Source organism: Nonomuraea angiospora (genome assembly GCF_014873145.1).
Taxonomy (GTDB): Bacteria; Actinomycetota; Actinomycetes; order Streptosporangiales; family Streptosporangiaceae; genus Nonomuraea; species Nonomuraea angiospora.
Genome location: NZ_JADBEK010000001.1, coordinates 453,598 through 474,395 on the forward strand (window position 1 = coordinate 453,598; position 20,798 = coordinate 474,395).

General features: G+C 72.4%; 15 protein-coding genes and 1 pseudogene. 5 read left to right on the forward strand and 11 right to left on the reverse strand.

The window, feature by feature from the left end:
• Positions 1-5: 5 nt before the first annotated feature.
• From mltG to H4W80_RS02060, 5 genes are all read right to left on the reverse strand, one after another.
• Positions 6-938, reverse strand: a complete 933-nt coding sequence (mltG, locus tag H4W80_RS02040) for an endolytic transglycosylase MltG (RefSeq protein WP_192783489.1) — start codon at positions 936-938, stop codon at positions 6-8.
• Entirely contained in the window at positions 935-1,447 is a 513-nt protein-coding gene (locus H4W80_RS02045; protein WP_192783490.1) for a SigE family RNA polymerase sigma factor, read from the reverse strand. Before H4W80_RS02045 ends, mltG begins: the two co-directional genes overlap by 4 nt.
• Before the next feature lie 150 nt (positions 1,448-1,597).
• Positions 1,598-4,825, reverse strand: coding sequence for a S8 family serine peptidase (locus H4W80_RS02050; protein ID WP_192783491.1), 3,228 nt, complete (start codon positions 4,823-4,825; stop codon positions 1,598-1,600).
• A gap of 78 nt (positions 4,826-4,903) precedes the next feature.
• Complete coding sequence (locus H4W80_RS02055) at positions 4,904-7,993, reverse strand: TIM-barrel domain-containing protein (protein ID WP_192783492.1); 3,090 nt, start codon at positions 7,991-7,993, stop codon at positions 4,904-4,906.
• 111 nt (positions 7,994-8,104) lie between these two features.
• Positions 8,105-8,593 carry a hypothetical protein gene (locus H4W80_RS02060; RefSeq protein ID WP_192783493.1) on the reverse strand — a complete coding sequence of 163 codons (489 nt, stop codon included), beginning with the start codon at positions 8,591-8,593 and terminating at the stop codon, positions 8,105-8,107.
• A gap of 184 nt (positions 8,594-8,777) precedes the next feature.
• On the opposite strand from H4W80_RS02060, the pseudogene H4W80_RS64315 reads away from it, so the two are divergent.
• Positions 8,778-9,440: pseudogene (locus H4W80_RS64315) on the forward strand (AfsR/SARP family transcriptional regulator); the annotation flags it as partial.
• Between the two features lie 2,616 nt (positions 9,441-12,056).
• Here the strand turns inward: H4W80_RS64315 and H4W80_RS64320 are convergent.
• On the reverse strand, positions 12,057-13,205 hold the full coding sequence (locus H4W80_RS64320) for an FtsX-like permease family protein (protein ID WP_378526044.1): 1,149 nt from the start codon (positions 13,203-13,205) through the stop codon (positions 12,057-12,059).
• Between H4W80_RS64320 and H4W80_RS60020 the strand changes: the two genes are divergently transcribed.
• Complete coding sequence (locus tag H4W80_RS60020; protein WP_225966520.1) at positions 13,105-13,350, forward strand: hypothetical protein; 246 nt, start codon at positions 13,105-13,107, stop codon at positions 13,348-13,350. The genes H4W80_RS64320 and H4W80_RS60020 overlap by 101 nt on opposite strands.
• Positions 13,351-13,378: 28 nt before the next feature.
• Here the strand turns inward: H4W80_RS60020 and H4W80_RS02070 are convergent, their stop codons facing one another.
• Positions 13,379-14,167, reverse strand: a complete 789-nt coding sequence (locus tag H4W80_RS02070) for an ABC transporter ATP-binding protein (RefSeq protein WP_192783495.1) — start codon at positions 14,165-14,167, stop codon at positions 13,379-13,381.
• A gap of 68 nt (positions 14,168-14,235) precedes the next feature.
• On the opposite strand from H4W80_RS02070, the gene H4W80_RS02075 reads away from it, so the two are divergent.
• Positions 14,236-14,808 (forward strand): TetR/AcrR family transcriptional regulator, encoded by a 573-nt coding sequence (locus H4W80_RS02075; RefSeq protein ID WP_192783496.1) that lies wholly within the window; start codon positions 14,236-14,238, stop codon positions 14,806-14,808.
• A 61-nt stretch (positions 14,809-14,869) separates the two neighbouring features.
• Here H4W80_RS02075 and H4W80_RS02080 read toward each other — a convergent pair whose 3' ends face one another.
• The 3 genes from H4W80_RS02080 to H4W80_RS02090 form a co-directional block, all read right to left on the reverse strand.
• Positions 14,870-16,108, reverse strand: a complete 1,239-nt coding sequence (locus H4W80_RS02080; protein WP_192783497.1) for a sensor histidine kinase — start codon at positions 16,106-16,108, stop codon at positions 14,870-14,872.
• A gap of 223 nt (positions 16,109-16,331) precedes the next feature.
• Positions 16,332-16,895, reverse strand: a complete 564-nt coding sequence (locus H4W80_RS02085; RefSeq protein ID WP_192783498.1) for a hypothetical protein — start codon at positions 16,893-16,895, stop codon at positions 16,332-16,334.
• Between the two features lie 321 nt (positions 16,896-17,216).
• Positions 17,217-17,648: an STAS domain-containing protein gene (locus tag H4W80_RS02090; protein WP_192783499.1), complete on the reverse strand. Its 432-nt coding sequence runs from the start codon at positions 17,646-17,648 to the stop codon at positions 17,217-17,219.
• A 150-nt stretch (positions 17,649-17,798) separates the two neighbouring features.
• Between H4W80_RS02090 and H4W80_RS02095 the strand changes: the two genes are divergently transcribed.
• Entirely contained in the window at positions 17,799-18,125 is a 327-nt protein-coding gene (locus H4W80_RS02095) for a helix-turn-helix transcriptional regulator (protein WP_192793217.1), read from the forward strand.
• 60 nt (positions 18,126-18,185) lie between these two features.
• Here H4W80_RS02095 and H4W80_RS02100 read toward each other — a convergent pair whose 3' ends face one another.
• Positions 18,186-19,211 carry a hypothetical protein gene (locus H4W80_RS02100; protein WP_192783500.1) on the reverse strand — a complete coding sequence of 342 codons (1,026 nt, stop codon included), beginning with the start codon at positions 19,209-19,211 and terminating at the stop codon, positions 18,186-18,188.
• Between the two features lie 469 nt (positions 19,212-19,680).
• On the opposite strand from H4W80_RS02100, the gene H4W80_RS02105 reads away from it, so the two are divergent.
• Positions 19,681-20,397 (forward strand): isochorismatase family protein, encoded by a 717-nt coding sequence (locus H4W80_RS02105; RefSeq protein WP_192783501.1) that lies wholly within the window; start codon positions 19,681-19,683, stop codon positions 20,395-20,397.
• Positions 20,398-20,798 lie beyond the last annotated feature (401 nt).

Sequence of the window (20,798 nt, forward strand, 5' to 3'; positions counted from 1 at the left end):
GCCGGTCACCTGTCCTTGAGATTCTTGCGGTACTCCTCGATCAGCGCGATGCGCTCCGCTTCGGTGGTGGCGAACTTCATGACGCGCTCCTTCGGGTCGGTCGCCATGTAGTAGAGCCAGGTGCCGCGGGCCGGGTGCAGCGCGGCCCTGATGGCCTCGGCCCCGGGGCTGCCGATGGGGCCGGGCGGCAGGCCCCGACGCCGGTAGGTGTTGTACGGCGTCGGGCTCCTGATCTCCTTGAGCGTCGCCTCGACGCCGTACTTGTTCAGGCCGTACAGGAGCGGGCTGTCGACCTCCAGGAGCATTTTCCGGTTCAGCCGGTTGTGGATGACCCGGGAGATCTTGGCCATGTCCTCGTCCCTGCCCGCCTCCGCCTGGACGATGCTGGCGATGGTCACGATCTCCAGCGGCGTCCTGCCGGCCCGCCTGGCGCCGTCGGCCAGGCCGGCGGCCTCGGCGGCGGCCTCGAACCGGGCCACCATCGGCCGCAGGATCTCGGCCGGGCTCGCGGCGGGGGAGAACTCGTAGGCGCCGGGGAAGGCGAACCCTTCGAGCGTCCGCCCGGCGTAGGACGGCAGGCCGAGCGCCGTCCCGTCCTTGGCGGCCCGCTCGAACTCCGCAACCGGCCTGCCGGTGAGCCGCGACAGCTCCTTGAACAGCTGAGAGAGCCGCATCCCCGCCGCCACGTTGACGGTCACCCCCGCCTGGAGCGAGGCGGCCGGGCGCGCGACGGTGTCGCCGGGGGCCCGCGCCGAGATCTGCTGGACCACCAGGGTGGATCCCACCACCATGGCGGCGACGGCCGTGGCCGTCGCCAGCGCGAGGCCCCGGCGACGGGGGCGGCGCCCCTGGAGCCGCAGGAACCGGTCCGGCGAGGGCGGCCGCTCTTCGGCGGCCATGTCGGAGAGGGTCTCGCGCAGTATGTCCTCGATGTTCATCCGAACTCCCTCACGGTGGTCAGTTCAGGCGCCGCCTTCTTCAGGCGTTCCAGCGAGCGGTAGATCTGGCTGCGTACCGACCCCACCCGGACGCCGAGCAGGCGCGCGATCTCGGTCTCGGAGAGATCCTCGAAGTAGCGGAGCACGAGCATGGTCCGCTGCCGGGGAGTGAGCCGGGCCAGGGCCGCGCGCATCACCAGGCGAAGGTCCGCGACGTCGGCGTGCCCGGCGTCGATCCGCTCGGGCGGCTGCCCGGTGGAGACCTCCGCGACGCGGGAGCGCCGCCGCCACCAGCTCACCTGTTCGTGGTACATGACCCGGCGGACGTATCCCTCGATGGCGGCCGGATCGCGCAGACTGCGCCATTTCGCGGCCGTCTTGACCAGGGCCGACTGCACCAGGTCCTCGGCGGTGTGCCGGTCACCGGTCAGCAGGTAGGCGGTGCGGAACAACGCCCCCGATCGGTCGATGACGAACTTCCGGAAGTCCGCCTCAAATCCTGGATCCACCCGTCCTCCTCGCGACGTTCACGGGCAAGGACGCGAGCGGCAGGCCGATCTATGCCGGTGCGGCCCAGATTTCTCGCCGCCCTGACGCCCGAGAGCTCGCCCACCCCGATGGCGCCGGGGCGGCGAGCTCTGAACGTGGCTCCTGCGGGCTCAGCCCGTCGCGACGATCCGGTAAGCCCTGATCACCGTCTGCTCCACCGTATTCCCCGCCAGGTCGCGGGACCTGGCCCGCAGCGACACGAATCCGTCGCCCGCGGGATGCCGCAGCACCGCCCGTGAGCCTTTCACCTCCGTCTTCGCCCAGGTGGCGCCGTCGTCGTAGGACACCTCGACGGTCGTCTCCCGGGGGCGTCCCGCCGAGCCGCCCGGCTGCGGGCGCACGGAGAACGGCACGGTGAAGAGCCGGCCCGCGGGCGCGGCGTTCTCCGCGTTCAGCGCAGGGGTGAACGTCACCACGGAGACCGGCAGCCGTACGGTGCCGTCGGGGGCGGTCGCCGAACGGAACGTCCACGCGGCCGACACGCGCGTGCCGAGCACCGCGGGAGCGCCGCGCTCGGCCTCGGCCACCAGCCGGTATCCCGCCTCGCCCGCCGGCACCTCGAAACGGGCCCGAAGGGTGGCCGCCTCGCCGACGCGCTCGCCGTCGCGATAGAGGGTCAGGTGCTCGGTGGCGCGGGAGGACCAGCCGAGCGAGCCGCGCCCGTCGCCGAACATCCACAGGTCGGCCGAGATCACGTCGCCCACCCGGGAGACGGCGCCGCCTTCCTGGTCGCCCGCCGGCAACGACGGGCCGAAGACGCCGCGGTTCCACCACTCCGTCGTGACCCGGCCCGGCGGGTACCGGTGGAAGGCCGACTCGAACTGGTTCACCCGGCCGTCCGCGCCGTACTCCCACAGGTAACGCTGCCAGCGGATGCCGTCCCCGGTGTTGACGTGTTCCGTCCGCACCGAGGGAGTGATGACGGGGTCGGGAGTCAGCCAGGTCGGGATCTTCCCGTCGCGTGGCCAGGCCCGGCTCGCCGCTCTGGCGGTCGCGTCGGGCAGATGGCGGGCGAAGTCGGTGCGTACGGTGGCCAGCCGCTCCCGCGTCGTGTCACGCCGGAACCCGGTCACGACCCTGCCCCGCTCGAACCAGGCCATCCGGTACGTGTCGGCCCCCGCCCAGTGAGCCGCCACCATGGTCAGCAGCCCCTCGTAGTCACGGTCGGGCCCGAGCTGTGCCGTGAACATGCGATCGAACCGGCTGCCGAGCCATCCTCTGTTCAGCGGCGTGCCGCCGGGCCCGCGCCACTGGTAGACGACCTGGCCGAGCTCCAGCTTCGCGTCGGCGCTGGGCGCGGTCACGTCGAGCGGCCGGCCGAGCCGGGCGTCGGCGTCCACCGTCCGGTCGGCGTCGAGTCGCAGCTCCGGCTGGACGAGCAGGGTGACGCCGTCCTCGCTCAGCACCGTCGTGTCGAACAGCCACCTGCCCTTGGGCAGCCGCAGCGTGGTCGTCTCCGCGCCGCCGAACAGCACGATCGGCGGAGCCTCGGCGTCCAGCCGGACGATGCTCGCCTCGAAGTCACCGGTGGGAACGCCCGCCCTGTTCGTGTGCCTGATCGTCAGGTTGTAGCTCTCGACCTCCTTCTCCACCGCCACGGGGGTGCTCACGCTGACACCGCCGGCGCCGGAGGCCACGACGTACCCGCCGAGGAATCCGTCAGGCCCGCCGGCACTGGTGTCGGCGGTGACAGTGGCCTCCGCCGTGCCGCCCGCGGGCACGACGATCGTGTCGGGCGACACCGTGAACGCCTCGCCCGCGCGGATGCCGAGCGTGAGGGTGAGCGGCGTGTCGGAGTGGTTGCGGTAGACCAGCTTCCTGGTGACCGCCTCGTCGTCGCCGTGCGGCCACTCCTGCCGCGGGAAGCCGATGCCGGCCGGTTCGGCGGTCACGTTCTGGAGCGTCGCGCGAGCGGCGTCCACCCGGCCCGCGCCCTGCCCGTACACGTTGACGGTGGGGCCGGGCTTGGCCGAGCCCATGAGGGCGGCCTTCAGCGTGCCCGCCTTCCAGCCGGGATGCTCACCGGCCAGCAGGGCCGCGACCCCGGCCACGTGCGGGGTGGCCATGGAGGTGCCGGACTTGGCGACGTAGGAGCCGCTGCCGGGGCTGTCCTTGCTCCGGGCCGCGGTGATCTCCGCGCCGGGGGCCGTGATGTCCGGTTTGAGCCCGCCGTCACCGACGCGGGGGCCGCGGCTCGAGAACGACGCGAGTTCGTCGGACTTCGTCACCGCGCCCACCGCCAGCGCGGCCTCCGCGCTGGCCGGGGACGACACCGACCGGTCGTCCCCGATGTTGCCCGCCGCCACCACGAACAACGTGCCGTACCGCTCGGTCAGCGTCTGGACCGCCTGCTCGATCGGGTCGGTCTCCGGCGTGTCCGCGATGCCGAGGCTCAGGTTCACGACCTGGGCGCCCTGCTCGGCCGCCCACTGCATGCCGGCCAGGATCGCCGACTCGGAACAGAGAACGGACTCGCACACGCGGCCGTCCAGCAGGGCGGCGTCCGGAGCCACGCCGCGGTAGCGCCCGCCGGAGGCGGCCCCGCTGCCCGCGATGGTGGAGGCGACGTGCGTGCCGTGGCCGACGACATCGCGCTCGTCCGGCTCCTCGGTGAAGTCGCGTCTGGCCACGACCTTGCCGGCGAGGTCCGGGTGGGTCGCGTCGACGCCGGTGTCGAGCACGGCCACCTTCACGCCCTTCCCGGTGTGGCCGCGGGCCCAGGCGTCGGGCGCCCCGATCTGCTTGACGCTCTGGTCCAGCGACACCTTCCTGAGCCCGTCGAGCCAGACCTTGCCGCGCGCCCCGAGCAGCCCGGCCCGGCCGGTGGATCCCGCCAGGTCCCGCCAGAACCGCGCCGCCTGCGCGCGCTCCTCCTGCACGGCGTAGCCGCCGACGGCGGGCAGCGCGGCGGACCGGCCGCCGGCCAGGGAGGCCGGCCGCTCCGCCCCGGTGACGATGAGCGGCAGCGAGCCGCGGCGGTCGTCGTACCCGTATTCGAGCAGCGTGGTCACGTCGAACAGCCGCTCGTCGAGGCGTCCGGCCCTGAGCAGCGGGAGCGCGTCGTCGGGGACGACACGTAACCGGCCCGCGTCCTGGCGGGTGTGGAACATGACCCCCTCGCGGCCCTCGCCCCGCTGGACGAGCACGGCGTCCGGGCCCAAGACGGTCACCCGGTCGCCCGTGACCAAGGTGACGCTCCGGGCCTCCGCCCCGGCCGCGCTCCGCTGCCCCGCCTGCGCGGTGGCGGTGGGCAGGCCGGTGGGCAGGGCAGCGGGCAGGGCGGTGAGCGCGGCCGTGGTCAGCAGTAACGCCCCGGCCGTTCTGACTCCTTTACGCAAGGTGAAGCTCCTGATCGTCGACAGTGCATCACTGTGTATCTGCCGATACGACCATTCGCGTTCACGCCTGGCGGGGCGTCAGCGATAGGTGAAGGTGACCGGGTCGCGCCGGGGGAGCGTGACGGTCAGGGTACGGGTGGCGCTGTCGTAGCGGTAGGCGTTCGCGGGCAGGTCGGTGGGCGGCTCCGCGTTGCGCAGGGAGAGGGTCCACCGGTGGCCGGTCGGCCTGCCGGTGATCTTCACGGTGTGCCGCCCGCCCGACTCCGTGTACCGGATCCTGGTCCTGTCGTGCAGCGCGACCGAGCCCGAGGCCCCCGCCGCGATGCTGACGGTCATCGTGTCCTTGGCGGTCCGGGTCGGCACGATGCCGCCGGCCCTGACGAACACGGGCATCGTGTCGAGGCCGGTGGTGATGCTCCGGGTCGTGCCGCCGCTGTAGGTCTGGCCGGTGAAGTAGTCGGTCCACTGCCCCGGCGGGAACCACACCGAGGTCGTGGCCGTGGCGCCGGGCGTGGTGACGGGGGCGACCAGGAGGTCGGGGCCGTAGAAGTACTGGGTGGCGGCCGCGGCGTAGGCGGCCTCCTCTTCAGGATATTCCAGATATGTCGGGCGGACGATCGGGACGCCGGTGGCGTTGGCCTCCTTGGCGAGCGTGTACGTGTACGGCACCAGGCTCTCCCGCAGGTTGAGGAACTTCTTGGCCGACTCCTTCGCCGCGCTCCCGTACTGCCAGGGCAGCCGGTCGCCATGGTTGCTGTGCAGGCGGTCGATCGGCTGGAAGGTGCCGAACTGGACCCACCGGGCGTACAGGTCGTCGGGCAGCTTGGTGGTCCGCCTGGTCTGCCCGTTGGCGAGGTAGGTCTCCGAGCCCGGCAGGCCCGTGGTGTCGTTGTGGCCGCCGATGTCGTGGCTGATGGCCGCCATGCCGGTGGCCGCCGACTCGGCCGGCGTGGAGCCGACCTCGACCCGCAGGGTGCCCCATGTGGAGGAGGTGTCGCCGGTGAAGTGGAGCGTGGTGCGCTTGTCCGCCCACGGGCCGGTCGGCAGGCCGGAGCGGCCGGCGTACGAGCCGGTCTGCAGCGAACCGTACGCGCGGGACATCACGAACCCGCCGTTGGCCGCCGCGTACTGCTGGTTGATCCAGGCGTCAGGGGTCACGCCGGGCAGCGAGGACTGCGAGGCGTCGCAGCACCAGTCGAGCCACCAGAAGTCGTTGCCCTGCTGGTCCATCGTCTTGTGCAGGTCCATGTACGCCTTGAGCTGGTCGGGGTCGCCCCAGTCGAAGGTGTGGCAGTCCGGCCCCGCCGCCCCCGCGCAGCCGCCCCTGCGGAGCTTGCCCTTGGCCGTGGCCTGCGCCTGGGCGAACTGGGGGTCGTCGGCGACGATGCTGGGGTGGGTGTTGAGCGTGTTGTGCAGGCCCTGGGAGGCGGACCAGTCGAAGAAGGCCTTCGGGTCGGGGAACTTCGCGCGGTCGATCTGCCAACCGCTCCACGTGTTCGGCGACTTGAAGTCCGTGTCGGTGACCAGGACGTCCAGGGGGACGCCCTCGGAGCGGAACCTGGGCAGGATCGTGTTCTGGTAGTCGGCCGCGGTGCGGTCGATGTACTCGGAGTACCAGACGCCGTACGCCCATTGGGGCAGCAGCGCGGGCGGGCCGGTCAGGGTGGCCAGGTCCGCCAGGGCCCGCTTGTGGTCGCGGCCGAAGCCGAAGAAGTAGCCGTCCTGGTAGGGCCGCTGCGCGGGACGCTGGGTGACCGTCCTCGTGGCCGGGTCGTACAGGGCCGAGGGGGTGTCGTCGAGCAGGTACCAGCCGTCCTTGTGCAGCAGGCCGGGGGTGGTCGGCGGGGCGCCGTTGTCGCCGTTCACGTTGTCGAGGCTGCGCCGGTACCCGCCGAGAGGAAGGTGCGGCGGGGGCGCGGACGCGCCGGCGGCGGTCACGGCGAGCGTGTCGGGGTTGACGCGGCAGGCGCTCGGGCAGCTCAGGGCGATGTCGTTCGCGCCCGCCTTGAGGGTGACCGGGAGGGAGGCCGTCTCCCAGGTGTCCCAGTCGGCCGTCGTGGGGAAGCTCAGCTGCCCCGTGGTGGAGCCCGCCGTGACGGTGGCGGTGCGGGTCTGGTGCAGGCCGTCGCCGCCGACGCCGTTGGCGTACCGGACGTGCAGCGTGTACGTGCCGTCGGCGGGGACGTTCACCAGCCTGGCGGCCACGCCGGCGCCCTGGTTCAGCTCGGCCACGAACCCCCTGCCGGCGTAGCCCGCGTGGTCCTCGGCCACCTTCGCCGTGCCGGCCGGCCTGCCCGCCTCGGCCTCGCAGCTCACCCCGTACGCGCAGTCGACGGTCGCCCTGGCCGACGTCGGCGGGTACGCGGCGCCGGGCTGCAGGAGGGCGACGCTGTCGATGTTGACGTTGCCGGAGTCCGCCGCCGTGCGGGTCAGCGCGATCGTGTGGCGGCCCGCGGCGAGCTGGAGCGCGGGGGTGGTGAGGGCCCAGGTGTCCCAGTTCGCGGTCGCCGGCAGCGTCACGGTCCGGGCCGCGCCGCCGTCCACCGACAGGCTCAGGGTGCGGGTGGTGTGCTGGCCGTCGCCGCCCACCGCGTTGGCGTAGCGCAGGGCGAACTGGTACGCGCCCGCGGCCGTGACCTCGACGTCGGCGGCCAGGGAGTTACCCGTTCCCTCGAACCCGGCCAGGAACCCCGCGCCGGTGAACCCCGCGTGGTCGGTGGCGACGGCCAGGCCGCTGTACGACAGGTCCTCCGCCTCGCACAGGGCTCCGGCGGAGCAGGTCAGCTGCTGCCACGGCGCGGCGGTGGTGGTCCTGAGGCTGACCGACAGGTTGCGCGTGGTGAACGGGCCGGAGCCGACCTGGTAGCGCAGGGTGAGCGCGCTCGTCCTGATGGTGAGCCAGCCGTTCGACGTGCTGGAGGTGAAGGAGGCGGGCGCGAACGCGTCGCGGCCGACCGCGTTGAACGTCGGCGCGTCGGCGAACTTGCCGCCGCCCGCGTACTCGGTCCGGATCAGGGTGGGGGAGAGCACTTGGAAGCGGGCGTTCCCCGAGGTCACCGCCTTGATCCGGGTGTCGTGCGCCGCCCCCGCCGGAGCGGGGGCGACGGCTGACATCGCCGCCGCGAGGATCGCGGCGGCGGCGATGCGCTGGAAGGGGCCTGATCTCATGACGACTCCCGACCGAATCTGATCGCTTTGCCGTCACTATCGAGCAATCCGGGAGGCCTGACAAGATCGAGGGGGCCTATTCGATCAGGAATGGGCGCATCTCGGTCACGGCTACAGGCCGGTCATCTCGAGCCTGATGTAGTAGGAGTAGTAGGTGTCGTCCGTGCCGGTGATGGTCTTCGTCAGGCCGACCGACTGCCCCGTGGAGAGCGTGGCGCAGACCGAGCCCTGGGCGGTGATCGAGCCGAGGTTGGTGCCGCTGCCGACCCACGGCGGGGTGACCTCGCGCAGGCTGAAGAGCGCCGAGCCGGCGGAGCTGATCGTGGCGCTCGGGCTGCCGAAGGAAGCGGTGTAGGCCCGGGCGCCCGTCCACATGTTGACCCAGGTGTTGCCGGCGGGATACATGACCCCGCCGAGATTGATCCGGATCTCGTCAACGTTGTCGGACTCGTCCACGTTGTTCGCGTCGATGTAGTCCAGTTCCACCCGGCACGTCGCGGCCCTGGCCGTCGCGCCGGCGGGCGGGGCCGCGGCCAGCGCCGCCGGCACGGCCAGGGCCGCCGTCAGGGCGAGCGCGGGGATCAGTTTGTGAGTGCGCATCCTGTTTTCTCCTTGGTGTGACGTGCGCTGCGCTCCTGTCGCGAAACGCGGCATCAGCGTGGGGCAGGCAGCGTGAGCGCATCGTGAGCGCATCGTGAGAGCCCAGGTCAGTGACACAGAGCACGCTCCATGTGCGCCTTTTGGCACAGCCGCACGGCCGGGGCGCGCCTACTGTGCGGCTTCTATGGGAGACTCGCTGACCCTGCTGCTGCTCGGCCCGCCGGAGCTGGCCGTCGGAGGGCGGCCGGTGGGCATTCGCGCCGCCAAGACGCGGGCGCTGCTCTGCTACCTCGCCGCCACGCCGGGGCCGCGGCCGCGCCCGGAGCTGGCCGCGCTGTTGTGGGGCGAGCGGCCCGACGCCAACGCCCGGGGCAGCCTGCGTCTGGCGCTGTCGGAGCTGCGCAAGGAGGTGGGCGGGTGGCTGGACATCACCCGCGAGCACGTACGCTTCCGCGCCGGCGACGGCTGCTTCGTCGATCACGGGCGCCTGGCCCAGACACCGACCGTGGCCGAGGCGCTGCGCTTGTGGCGCGGCGACTTCATGGACGGCGTGTGGTTCTGCGACGCCCCGGCCTTCGGCGGCTGGCTGGAGTCGGAGCGCGCGCGGACCCGGCTGCAGCTGCGCGAGCTCCTGCTGCGGGCCGGGTCCGCGCCGCCCGACCAGCTCGTACGGCTGGCGCAGCTGGTGGCCGGGCTGGATCCGTACGACGAGGAGGCGCACCGGCTGCTGATCACGGCGCTGGCCCGTGCCGGGAACCGGGGCGCGGCGCTGGCCTGCTACGACGGCCTGCGGCGGCGCCTGGCCGACGAGCTGGGGGTGGAGCCGGCGCCGGAGACGGCGGCCGTCCGCCGGCGGCTCGTCACCCCCGTACGAGCGCTGGAGGCGGCGGACGCCGGCCGGCGGTTCCGGGCCGCGCCGCCCGTACCCCGCACCGACCTGTTCGGCCGGGAGACCGAGATCCGCGAACTGCGCGCGCTGCTGGCCCGCGAACGCCTCGTGACCCTGCTCGGCCCCGGCGGCGTCGGCAAGACCCGCCTGGCCATCGCCACCGCCGCGCCGTCGTGCGCGTTCGTGTCCTTCGCCGGAGTGGCCCCGGAGGCGGCCGTCACGACGCTCGCCCGGCGTCTCGGCGTGGACCTCTCCCCGCGGCGCCCCGCCCTTGACCTGCTGCTGGCCGCCCTGTCCGGCCGCGAGCAGCTCCTCGTGCTGGACAACCTCGAACACCTGCCGGCCCTCGACCCGGTCATCGCCCGGATCCTGCGCACCGCTCCGGGCGTGCGGATCCTCGCGACCAGCAGGCGCCGCCCGGACGTGCCCGGACAGGTGACGTTCGAGGTGGCGGGCCTGCCGGGGCCGGAGGCCGAGGCGTTGTTCGCCTCCAGGGCCGTACGGGCGCAACCGGCCTTCGACCCCGGCCCGCACGCCGTCCAGGTCGCCGCGATCTGCGCCGCCATCGGCGGCCTGCCCCTGGCCATCGAGCTGGCGGCCGGCCTGCTGCGCGCGGTGCCGCTCGCGGAGCTGGCCCAGCGCCTCGGCGTGGACGCCGGCCTGCTGTCCGCCTACGGGCCGGCCGCCCGGTCGCGGCACGCCTGCATGCGCACGGTCTTCGAGACCTCCTGGCGGCTGCTCGACCCGGACGGGCGAGCGGCGCTGGCGGCGTTGTCGGTGTTCGGCGGCGGCTGCACGCTGCGTGCCGCGCTGGAGGTGGCCGGGACCACGCCGCGCGTGCTGGTCCACCTGGTGGATCACAGCATGATCCGGCTCACCCCGTCCGGCCGCTACGTCCTGCACCCCCTCATCCGGCAGTTCGCCGCCGGGCACCTGAACCCGCCGGAGCGTCGCGCGGTGCGCGAACGGCACGCCGCCCACTTCGCCCGCCTGCTCGACCGGCACGCCGCCGCCCTCCAGGACGCCTCCGACGCCGAGGTCACCCGCGTGCTGGGCGCGGAGATGGACAACATCCGGCTGGCCTGGGCGGTGTCCGGCCGGCCCGGCTTCCTCGACCACTACTGGGTGCTGTGCCTGCGCCTGCGCCTGTACGAGGAGTCCGGGGCCGTCGTCCTGCGGCACCTCGCCCGTACGCGCGAGGCTCCCTGCCTTCGGGCGCGGTGGCTGCGGATGGCGGGTGTGAGCGAGCACCAGCTGGCCAGGGAGCGCGAGTCCGCCCGCCTGGCCAGGGCGGCGCTCGACACGATAGGCGCGCCGCTCCCGACGTCCCGCCCCGGCCTCGCCGCCGCCGTCCTGGCGGCCGCCGCCGGCCGGCTCCTGCACCGGGGCCTGCCGATCCGCCGGCTCCTGGACCGCGCCGTGCCGATCCGCCGGCTCCTGCGCCGGGGCCTGCCGATCCGCCGGCTCCTGGACCGCGCCCTGCCGGTCCGTCGCTCAGGCGCCTCGGCGCAGGCCGAGGTGGCGCAGGCGCTGACGTTCCTGGCCCGGCAGGCCTACCACCAGCAGGACCTGCTCACCATGCTGGCCGCCTCGTTACGCCAGCTCAACGCCGCCGACCGGACGCCGGACCCGGCCCTGCGCGCGGAGGCGTACGCGAACTTCGCCACCATCGCCCGCCTGGCCGGACGGCATCGCCTGGCCACCCGCTACGGCGCCCTCGCCGATCGATCGCTGCGCGACCTCGACCACCCGACGGAGCCGGCGAGCCGCGCCCGCCTGGCCAGGGGCCTGGACCTGCTCGCGGCCGGGGACTTCGAGGCGGCGCGCGCCTCGTTCGCCGAGTGCCGGGCCAGGACCGTCGACCCCCGGGTGGCGGAGAACTGCGCGGGGATGCTCGCCGAGACGGCCCTGTGGCGCGGCGACTTCGAGCAGGCGGCGGAGCTGTTCGCCGACACGGCGGAGCAGGCGGCCAGGCGGGTGGGCGGCGACGACCTCGGCCGCCACTGGTGCCTGATCGGGCAGGTCGAGGCGCTGCTGCGCCTCGACGGGACGAGCGCGGAGCGGATCGGGCAGGTGCTGGCGGCGGCCCGCGCGTCGACCGACCGCCGCCGTTCCCAGGAGCGGCGACTCGGCCTGCGTGACGGCACGGTCATGCCGGTGATCCAGGAGATGCGCCTGCTCACGGCCGCGGCCCGCCTCGGGCGGGTCGAGCCGGGGCAGGCGCTGACCACGGCGCTCGAACTGGCCGCCCGCCTGCCGGCGGGCCGGCGCGGCATGCTGGAGTGCTGGTCCGGCCTGGCCGAACTGCTCGTGTCCCTGCCCCCGGACGCCGCCACGGCTCGCCGGCTCGACCGGCACCTGGCCGCGTTCCAGTCCCGCCACCCCGGCGCCGCGGCCCGCATCGGCTGGGCCCGCGCCCTCGTCCTGGCCCACGGGGGACGGCGCAAGGCCGCGCTCAAGGCGGCGGAAGGGGCCATGCGGACGGCCGAACGGCTCCGCGCACCCTACGATCACCGCAGGGCGAAGGCGCTGACCGAACGCTTCGCCGAAAGCGCGGTTCGCCGGGGCCCGGTCTCACGCCCCCCGGATGACGCGCCTTCCGACGACGGACGTGACGCCCAGGGTGACGGCGATCCCGGCCGCGATCGTGACGGCGTAGGGCAGGGGCGCCGCGGCCTGCAGGGGGTTGCCCGTCTTGACGATGGCGAAGGGCAGGACCGTGACGAACGCGCCCACGCTTCCGGCCACGGTGCTGACGGCGGTGGCCGCGCCGATCTCGCGTACGAGCATGCGCTGCGTCTGGGCGCTGGTCGCGCCGATCAGGGACATGGCCGTGAACTCGGAGCGGCGCCGGGTGATGGAGGCGACGAGGTTGTTGGTGAGGGCGATGGCCATGAACGCCGCGATCAGGGCGACGACGAAGTAGTTGATCGAGGCGAGGACCTGGGCGGTGCCGCCGGCCGTGCCGGCGCTGTTCTCGATGCCTTGCATGCTGAGCGTGCCCGCGGCGACGCCGACGAAGAGGGTCAGGAACGTCACGGTCGGCCGCACCCGGTCCGGGGCCACGGCGAGGTTGATCGCGGCCAGGCGGGAAGGGGCGGTGATCCGCGCTCGCCGGAAGGCGCCGAGCGTGGTGTTCGCCGTGACGACGAGCTCCGGGGCGAGGAGGCACAGGCCGGCGGCGACGAGTACGCAGCCGGGGCCGGTCATCGCGGTGGTGAGCACGTCGGCCGGGTCCATGGCGAGGACCGCGGCCGATGAGGCCAGGCCGGCGGCGATGGTGATCGTCGCGGCGATTCGGCGGCCCCGTCCAGGACGCCGTACGGTACGACGGCGCGGGGGCGGAGCCGCGTCGGCCACCGGGCTGCGACGAGCGAGGGCGCGGCTGCCCAGCCACGCGGCGAGTACGCTCGCGGCCAGCACGACGAGCATGCCGAGGACCGGGAGGAGCACGCCGGGCGCGAAGACCGAGGCCGCGTCTGTGAGCCCGGCGGCATGGATGCTCCGCATGACGATCCAGCCGACGAGGTAGCCGCCGGCCAGGCCCGGGAGCGCCGTGACGGACGAGACGGCCGCTGTCTCGATGGCGAGCAGCTGCTGCACCTGCCGAGGACTGGCGCCGATGAGACGGATGCCCGCGATCTCCCCGGCCCGGCCGCCGAGAGCGACGCTGATCGTCGAGACCATGGCGAACAGGACGATCGCGACCGCCCACCCGCCCATGATGAGCGGGAACTGCACCAGGAACGCGCGGTCGGCGGCGGCCGTGCTCGGGGCCAGCCCGGTGCCGAGCAGGCTCATCATGCCCGTGACCAGGATCGTGCCGACGAGCGCGACCAGGCCGGTGGCGGTCGCGGCGGCGCGGTGATGCGCGAAGGAGCGCATGGCGATTTTGATCATCGGTTCGCCGCCGCGTCGTTGGCGGCCTGTTCGGCCGATTCGACCAGGACGGCCATTCTGCCGGCGACCTGCTGGGCGGTGGGGCGCGGGAGATGATCGACGATCCGGCCGTCGGCGAGGAACAGGACGGCGTCGGAATAGGAGGCGGCGACCGGATCATGCGTGACCATGATGATCGTCTGGCCGTGGTCCGCGAGTTCGCGCATCAACCGCAGGACGTCCCCGGCGCTGCGGATGTCGAGGGCGCCCGTGGGCTCGTCGGCGAAGACGACGTCGGGGTCGGTGATCAACGCTCGCGCGACCGCGACGCGCTGCTTCTGGCCGCCGGACAGCTGGTGCGGGCGGTGGCCGCCCCGGTTGGCGAGCCCCACGCGGGTGAGCAGGTCGGCCGTGCGCGCCGGCGCCGTCTCCCGCGAGTCCAGGCGCAGGGGGAGCTCGACGTTGTCGACGGCCGAGAGCGCGGGCAGGAGGTTGAACGACTGGAAGACGAACCCGACGCGGCGCCGGCGCAACCGTGTGAGCTGCGTCTGGTCGAGCGACCCAAGGTCCTGCCCGTCGAACTCCACGGAGCCTGACGTCGGCCGCTGCAGCCCGGCGGCGCAGTGCAGGAGGGTGGTCTTGCCGGAACCCGACGGTCCCATGATCGCGATGAAGGACGACCGCGCGACGTCGAGATCGACGCCGCGCAGGGCATGGACCGGCCCGGCCTCTCCCGGGTACTCGCAGCGTAGACCGCGGATGCGAAGCACTGGTCGCGCGGGCGCGGCGGTGGCGTACGGGGTCATGGAACCTCTCTAAATGGTTGTTTTAAACAAACATCTAAAACGAACGTTTATTTGATACGGTAGGGCATGTGAGTGCGAAGGACAAGCTGCTGCTGGCCGCCCGCGACTGCCTGCTGACCAAGGGGTACGCGCACACCACCGTGCGAGACCTGGTCGCGGCGTCGGGGGCGAACCAGGCGTCGATCAACTACCACTTCGGGTCCAAGGAGCAACTGCTCACGCGGGCCCTGCGCGATCTCAACACGGAGTGGGGCGAGCTGCTGTTCGCCGTGCTCGAAGAACCCGGCGACGCCGCCGGGACGCGGCCCGGCGATCAGGAAGCGCTGTGGGGACGGATCATCGACTCGATCCAGGCCAACCGGTCGCTGTGGTTCGTCAACTTCGAATCTGTGGCGTCCGCGCGGCAGGACGAAGAGATCCGGGGGATGATCGCCGGCGGTCAGGAGCTCGCGCGGGCATCGCTGGCGCGGGCGTTCGCCGGCCTCGGGCCGGACAGCGATCCGGGCGAGGTGCAGGCGGCCGGATCACACTACCTCGCCCTGCTCGTCGGGCTCGCGTCGCAATGGCTCACCGACCCCGAACGCGCGCCGACGGCGGAGCGGTTCGCCGCCGCCAACCTCGGCTCCGGCCGTCGCGGATGACCCCGCCTTCCCTGCCATCTCTCCAGGGCGGTCGGTCCATGCCCTTCCGCGGAACGCGGCGCTAAGGCGCGAGGGGAAGGCGCACCTCGAAGCAGGCGCCGCCGTAGGGGGAGTCCAGGACTTCGATGGCCCCCGAGTGGGAGCGTACGACGTCGGAGACGATCGCCAGGCCCAGGCCGGTGCCGCCGTGCCCGCGGCTGCGGGCCGCGTCCAGCCGGGTGAACCGTTCGAAGACGCGCTCGCGATCCGCCTCGGGGATCCCGGGGCCGTCGTCGCGGACCGCCATGATGGCCTGCCCTCCGTCGCGGCGCACCTCGACCTCGATCTTGTCGCGGGCATGCCGCTGGGCGTTGTCCAGCAGATTCGTCAGCACGCGGGTGAGCTGGCTGGACACCCCCTCCACCGTGACGCCTTCCGCCAGGTTCGCCTGGACGGGGATCCGATCGGCGCGCCGGCCCAGTTCCGTACGGGTCAGGTCTTTCAGGTCCACCTTCTCGCGCACCCTGGATGCGCCGGACCCGAGCCCGGCCAGCATGAGCAGATCCGCCATGATCGCCTGCAGCCGGTCGACGTCGCCCAAGGTCTCGGTGAGCAGCGCGTCCACGTCCCGGCCCTGCGGATGGATCTGGGCCTCCTCCAGCTTGACCCGCAGCCCGGCCAGCGGGGTGCGCAGCTCGTGCGAGGCGTCGGCCACGAACCGCCGCTGTTCGTGGGTGGCCCGCTCCAGCCGCAGCAGCGTCTGGTTGAGCGTATGGATCAGCCTGGCGATCTCGTCGTCGCCTTCCGGCTCGGCGATGCGATCGCTCAGATGGTTGAGGGTGATCGTGGCGAGCTGGGACCGGACGGCCTCCATGGGTCGCAGGATGCGCCCGGTGACCTCCCAGGCGATCCACCCGACGCCGGCGGTCAGGACGGCCGCCTGCGCCGCCACGATGGAGTCGATGAACGTGGTGGACGTCAGCGTTGTGGTGCGCTCGGCGGCGTACACGATCGGGGACTTCGGCCCGTCCACCCGGAGCGCGGTGATGCGCAGGCAGCCGGGCGCGGGGTTGGCGCAGGTCTGGCTGTTCTGCATCGAACCGCCGGAAGAGGGCACCAGCTTCGCCATCGGCTCGACGTCGGCCGCCGGGGACGCGGAGAGCACCTGCCCGCTGGGACTCACGACCTGCAGCAGATCGACCCCGGGCACGGACCGCGGGATCGCGCGAGGCAGGACACCCGCGCGTACGGCCGCCGCCGCCAGCACCGCCTGTTGCTGCGTGTCCTGCCAGGCCAGATCGGCGATCGCCTCTGAGATCATCTTGCTCATCATCAGGGCCATGGGTATGAGGACCAGCAGCGTGCAGACGACGCTCAATATCGTGAGCCGCCCACGAATCGACCGCGGGCGCAATTTCGACAAATAGGTGCCCACACCCCCAAAGTAGTGAAACGGTCCTGGGTCATGACAATGCCGAGGGAAAGGCTCGGCCAAGTCTCGGCGGACGGTCGTGGCCTGCCCCGTCACCGCCCGCCATCGCCCATCACCGCCCGGGTCGCTCGAGGCGCCGGCCAGTCCTCGCGGCTGCCCGCTTCGCCGCAGACACACGCCGTCCGTAGGACCACGCCCCCACGAGGAGGGCGCCCCCGAGCCCTCCGAAGGCCAGCCCGCCAAACAAGATCATCCAGGTCACGTCCCCGCTGCTGGTGAACGGCGCCGGTGGCGCGAACCGCGCGATCACCCCGGCAAGGCTGAGCGGCACCAGGACCAGCAGCACCACCCCGTACCCGCCGAGGCACAGCCCCACCCCCCAGGCCGGAACCAGGGGCAGGAAGGCAGGCACCCGCCGCCCGGCGAGAAGCAGGGTCCACCGCGGGAAGACCATTCCCCACCGATGCACCAGCCCGAGAGCGAGGAACACGCCAAGCAGCGCCGCCAGCACGGTCAGATCGATGCCGACGGCCGCCAACGCCTGATAGACGGCATCCCCATCGCTCTCGACCCCCCGCAGCCAGTCCTCCCCGTTCACCCCAAGGGCATCACCGCCAAGAGTCCACACCGTCTTCACCCCCGCCCACGGCACGAGCCCGCACAGCAGCAGATACACCGCCCACCGAACCCGCAACGAAGCAGCCACCTGACCTCCAGACGCCGAACCCGCGTAACCCCGCAAGGCTCCCGTCAGGGGGTCAGGGCGCGCCTCCCCCGTACGAGGGAACCCCTTCACGCCACCGGGTGAGAACTCGGCCGGGCCGCCCCGTTGCACCGCCTCACCTACGCCGACGGCCACCTCGGCCGGCCGGCGACCGGACACGCGGCCGCCCGCGCCGCGCTCGGCGAACCCGGGGAGCATCTACGGCGTTCACTCCCCGGATGTACGCCACCACGGCCACGACCAGGCTGCGGCTTCGGGGGTCGTTCCGTCAGGTCATGCCGCGGACCGAGGCATGGGATCGATCAGATCGGCGGCCAGCAGCGCCTGATCGAGCGTGGAATGGGTGTGCAGCACCTGGCCGACGCCCGTGATCTCCAGGAGGCGCCTCACCCGTTCGTGCGGGGCCGCCACGTGCAGGCCGGAACCATGCTCAGCTTGACGGTTGTGCTGCTCGACGAGCAGATGCAGGCCGGAGCTGTCCATGAAACTCACCCCGGACAGATCCAGCACCAGGGCCAGGCCCGCGTCCGGATGCTCACGCTCGATGTAGGCGGTCAGCTGCGGGGCGGTGGCGGCATCCACCTCGCCCGCCACCTCGATGAGCGTGCCGCCGATCAGGGCTCGGCCGCTCAGGTGCAGGGGGGTCACGTCAGTCATCCGCGCGGCCAGGTCCTCGGCGTGGCGGCCGACCGCCTTTTCAGACATCGCGTATCCGCTCCTCGATCGGTACGTGCTTCAGTGGTGCTCTCAACCGTAAACCCTGAAGAGGATTACATGAAAGGTCTTTCACTGTAAACTCTTGCCCAGTTACTGACCCGACACCGCCCGTCACTATGGTCTGAAAGTGTGAGCGCCATGCAGCCTGGTCAAGAGGCCCCGGCCTGGACCTTCCTGACCCACCACGCCCGCGTGCTGCTGGAGATCGCCCGCAACCCCGAGGCGCGGCTACGCGAGATCGCCTCGTGGATCGGCATCACCGAACGCACCGTGCAGAGCATCGTCAACGACCTGCACGACGCCGGCTACCTCACCCGCGAACGAGTCGGCCGCCACAACCGCTACACCCTCAACGGCGACCTGGAATTCCGCTACCCCACCGAGGCCGGCATGCCGGTGCGCCGCCTGATCGCCATGTTCACCGACCGCGACCTGCCCGACGGCCCTCCCTCGCCCCAGCCCTAGACTGATACCTCGCCGGTTCGGCGGTGACGCGCTGATCACGGTGAACCGACGGGGACGGCTTCAGTCGCTTGTGGGCAGGCGGTCGAGCGTGCGAGTGAGGGCGGCGCGACCCGCGCGCAAAGCGGCGGCCGGGTCAGGCCGGTCCGATGCCTGCCAGCGGAGATAGACCATGGTGGAGCCATGACGCACGGCCACGGCGACGTGCGCCACGGAGTCGTGGTCGAACGGCCGGCGTCGCAGATCAGGGCGGCCTATGGCGAAGGTCTCGATCTCGCCGGTCCACGGGCCCCGGGTGAATGGCGCGCGGCGAGGGGCGATGCTGTAGGACCTCGCGTCCTCGGAGCCACAGGGTAGGGGCCCGTTCGCGATGGGGATCTCTGATCCGGCGGTGAGCGGCCGAACGCGGGCCTCTTCGGCGCTTGGTTCATCGGGCAGGAACAGTACATCCTCACGAACGGAGACCTCGCCGATCAGCCGCCGGGTGACGGCGGGCGCACCGGCGTAGGCGTTCTGCTCGAAGAAGGGGTCTTGGCAGACCAACTCGTGCGAGAGGGGGCCATCCCCTGGGCGCGGCCACGACACCAGGTCCTTGCCGTACGCGGACGGAGGGGGGAGGGCCGTGGCCACCGCGGCCGCGGCCGACCGCGTTGAGGTGGTGACGGGTGCGGAGCCGGCAGGGTCGCCGCCGACGGCGGCCAGCACGGCGGTGGCCGACGCCGTGCCCTGGCGCAGTACGAGCGGGTCCGGCTCGCCGTCCACCTCGAACGGCCAGGCCCACGTCACCTCCGCCAGCAGCCCGCCACGTGCCGCCACGATCGTCGCCCCGGCGCCCGGGTCGCCGAACTCCGTCCAGCCGTCCATGGTGACCAGGGCTTGCACGCCACGCCACCCCCACTGGTTGAAGCCGGCCACGTTCTTGAGCACGTCACCGTCGGAACGCCCGCACTCCTCGGTGCCCCGGCGAGCCGCCGCGACCGCGCGGACCGCCGCCTCGGGGGAGGTGATCCAGAACCGCACCTCCAGCGGCTCGTCCATCCCCGCGGGGAGCAGCTCGCCGCTGTAGGCGGGCACGCCCTCGGGCGGCATCCGTGTCTCCATGCTCTCCGGCCAGCACCACGCCAGAAGGGGGGGTGCCCGGGAGCGTGACGTAGGGAGCGGAGGTGACGTCGTCGTCGAGGAGCGCGCGCAGCCGGTCGGCGATCTCCTCGACCGAGGCGGCTGCCCGTGCCGGCATCGGCAGGGCGGGCGTCTTCAACTGATCGAAGACGCCGAGGGTGAACATCAGGGTGACGGCCGCGGCCGCGATACGCGGCCTCCGGCGCCTGGCAAGATCCACAACGGATACGACGCGGGGAATCCGGCCGAGGTTGACCAAAGGTTCCGTGCCATCTACCGCCGAAGGTCCCAACCGACCACAGCGTTCGCTGAGGCCTCGCGGACCACCGTGGCTGATGCTGCTCCAGCAGCACGTATACGGGTCATCTACGGCTCCTAGACGTCCCCGGGGCTACTTTCTACTTAAAGATTCAATTTTCCTCAAGCAAAGGATTTCGACATGAGCAATCCAACCCGCAGGCAGGCTCTCACCGCAGGCGCCGCCGGTGCTGTCGGGGCCGCCGCGGCGATCGCCCCCGCCCTGGCCGGCACCGCGTTCGCCGAGAGCGGCAGTAGCGAGCCCAATCCGCTGTTCAGCCAGGAGAACTCGATGCTGGTGCTGATCGACTACCAACCCGAGATGGTCAACGGCGTCGCCTCGATGAACAAGGACCTGCTCCAGCTCAACATCAAGGCCCTGGCCCGGATCGCGCGCCTGCTCAAGATCCCCACCGTGCTCACCACCGTGGGCGTCAAGGCGGGGGTCAACCACCCCACCATCGCCTCCCTGCGCGAGGAGGTGCCCACCCTCACCGAGTACGACCGCATGAACATGAACGCCTGGGAGGACGAACCCGTACGCCGTGCCATCAGAGCGACGGGGCGCCGCAACATCGTCTTCGCCGCGTTATGGACCGAGATCTGCCTCGCCTTCCCTGTCGTGCACGCCCAGCGCGACGGCTATCGGACCATGGTCGTCACCGACGCGGTCGGTGGCACCAGCCTGGCCGCGCACGAGGCCGGGATCCAGCGCGTGATCCAGGCGGGCAGCATCCCGAACTCCTTCCTCGGCATTCTCGGTGAATGGATCCGAGACTGGTCCGACCCCCGCTCCGACGCCGGGCGCGAGGTCGTGCCGTGGTACTGGGCGGAACTGGCGAAACTCGACCTGGGCTGAACCGGCCACGCGGCCCCCGGCCCCGGCCTGGCCGTCGACTGCCGAGCCCGCGGGCCGCGCTCGTACCCTCCGGGGCGATACAGGCGCGCGGTTTCGATGAAGCCGCGGGACCAGGTGAACTGCCAGGAACCGTCGTCCCGCAGCCCGTCCAGTCCGAGTTGCCGTTTCACCTCCGTGTACGCCGTGGCCGGCCCGGCCGGGTCCCCACCCCCGGTTTCACAGCGGTGCTCCTGCCAGATCGCCACGCCCCGCGGGTCGCCGGCCTCGGTCAGCTCACCGGCGTAGGCGAGCCACGCCTCCCGGTCGTCCGGCTCCGGCACAGCCGGGGTATCCACAAAGCGCATGTCATCCTCCTGGTCCAGGAGATGAGGGGGGTTACGAGGCGTGCCGGCCCCGGCGCC

Bases quoted from the DNA above. Each gene is read 5' to 3' on its own strand.
- H4W80_RS02070 (WP_192783495.1), bottom strand. From the start codon at position 14,167: ATGACCCCGTACGCCACCGCCGCGCCCGCGCGACCAGTGCTTCGCATC.
- H4W80_RS64320 (WP_378526044.1), bottom strand. From the start codon at position 13,205: ATGGGCGGGTGGGCGGTCGCGATCGTCCTGTTCGCCATGGTCTCGACG.
- H4W80_RS02055 (WP_192783492.1), bottom strand. From the start codon at position 7,993: ATGAGATCAGGCCCCTTCCAGCGCATCGCCGCCGCCGCGATCCTCGCG.
- H4W80_RS60020 (WP_225966520.1), top strand. From the start codon at position 13,105: ATGAGACGGATGCCCGCGATCTCCCCGGCCCGGCCGCCGAGAGCGACG.
- H4W80_RS02060 (WP_192783493.1), bottom strand. From the start codon at position 8,593: ATGCGCACTCACAAACTGATCCCCGCGCTCGCCCTGACGGCGGCCCTG.
- H4W80_RS02095 (WP_192793217.1), top strand. From the start codon at position 17,799: ATGCAGCCTGGTCAAGAGGCCCCGGCCTGGACCTTCCTGACCCACCAC.
- H4W80_RS02090 (WP_192783499.1), bottom strand. From the start codon at position 17,648: ATGTCTGAAAAGGCGGTCGGCCGCCACGCCGAGGACCTGGCCGCGCGG.
- H4W80_RS02100 (WP_192783500.1), bottom strand. From the start codon at position 19,211: ATGCCGCCCGAGGGCGTGCCCGCCTACAGCGGCGAGCTGCTCCCCGCG.
- H4W80_RS02080 (WP_192783497.1), bottom strand. From the start codon at position 16,108: ATGATCTCAGAGGCGATCGCCGATCTGGCCTGGCAGGACACGCAGCAA.
- H4W80_RS02105 (WP_192783501.1), top strand. From the start codon at position 19,681: ATGAGCAATCCAACCCGCAGGCAGGCTCTCACCGCAGGCGCCGCCGGT.
- mltG (WP_192783489.1), bottom strand. From the start codon at position 938: ATGAACATCGAGGACATACTGCGCGAGACCCTCTCCGACATGGCCGCC.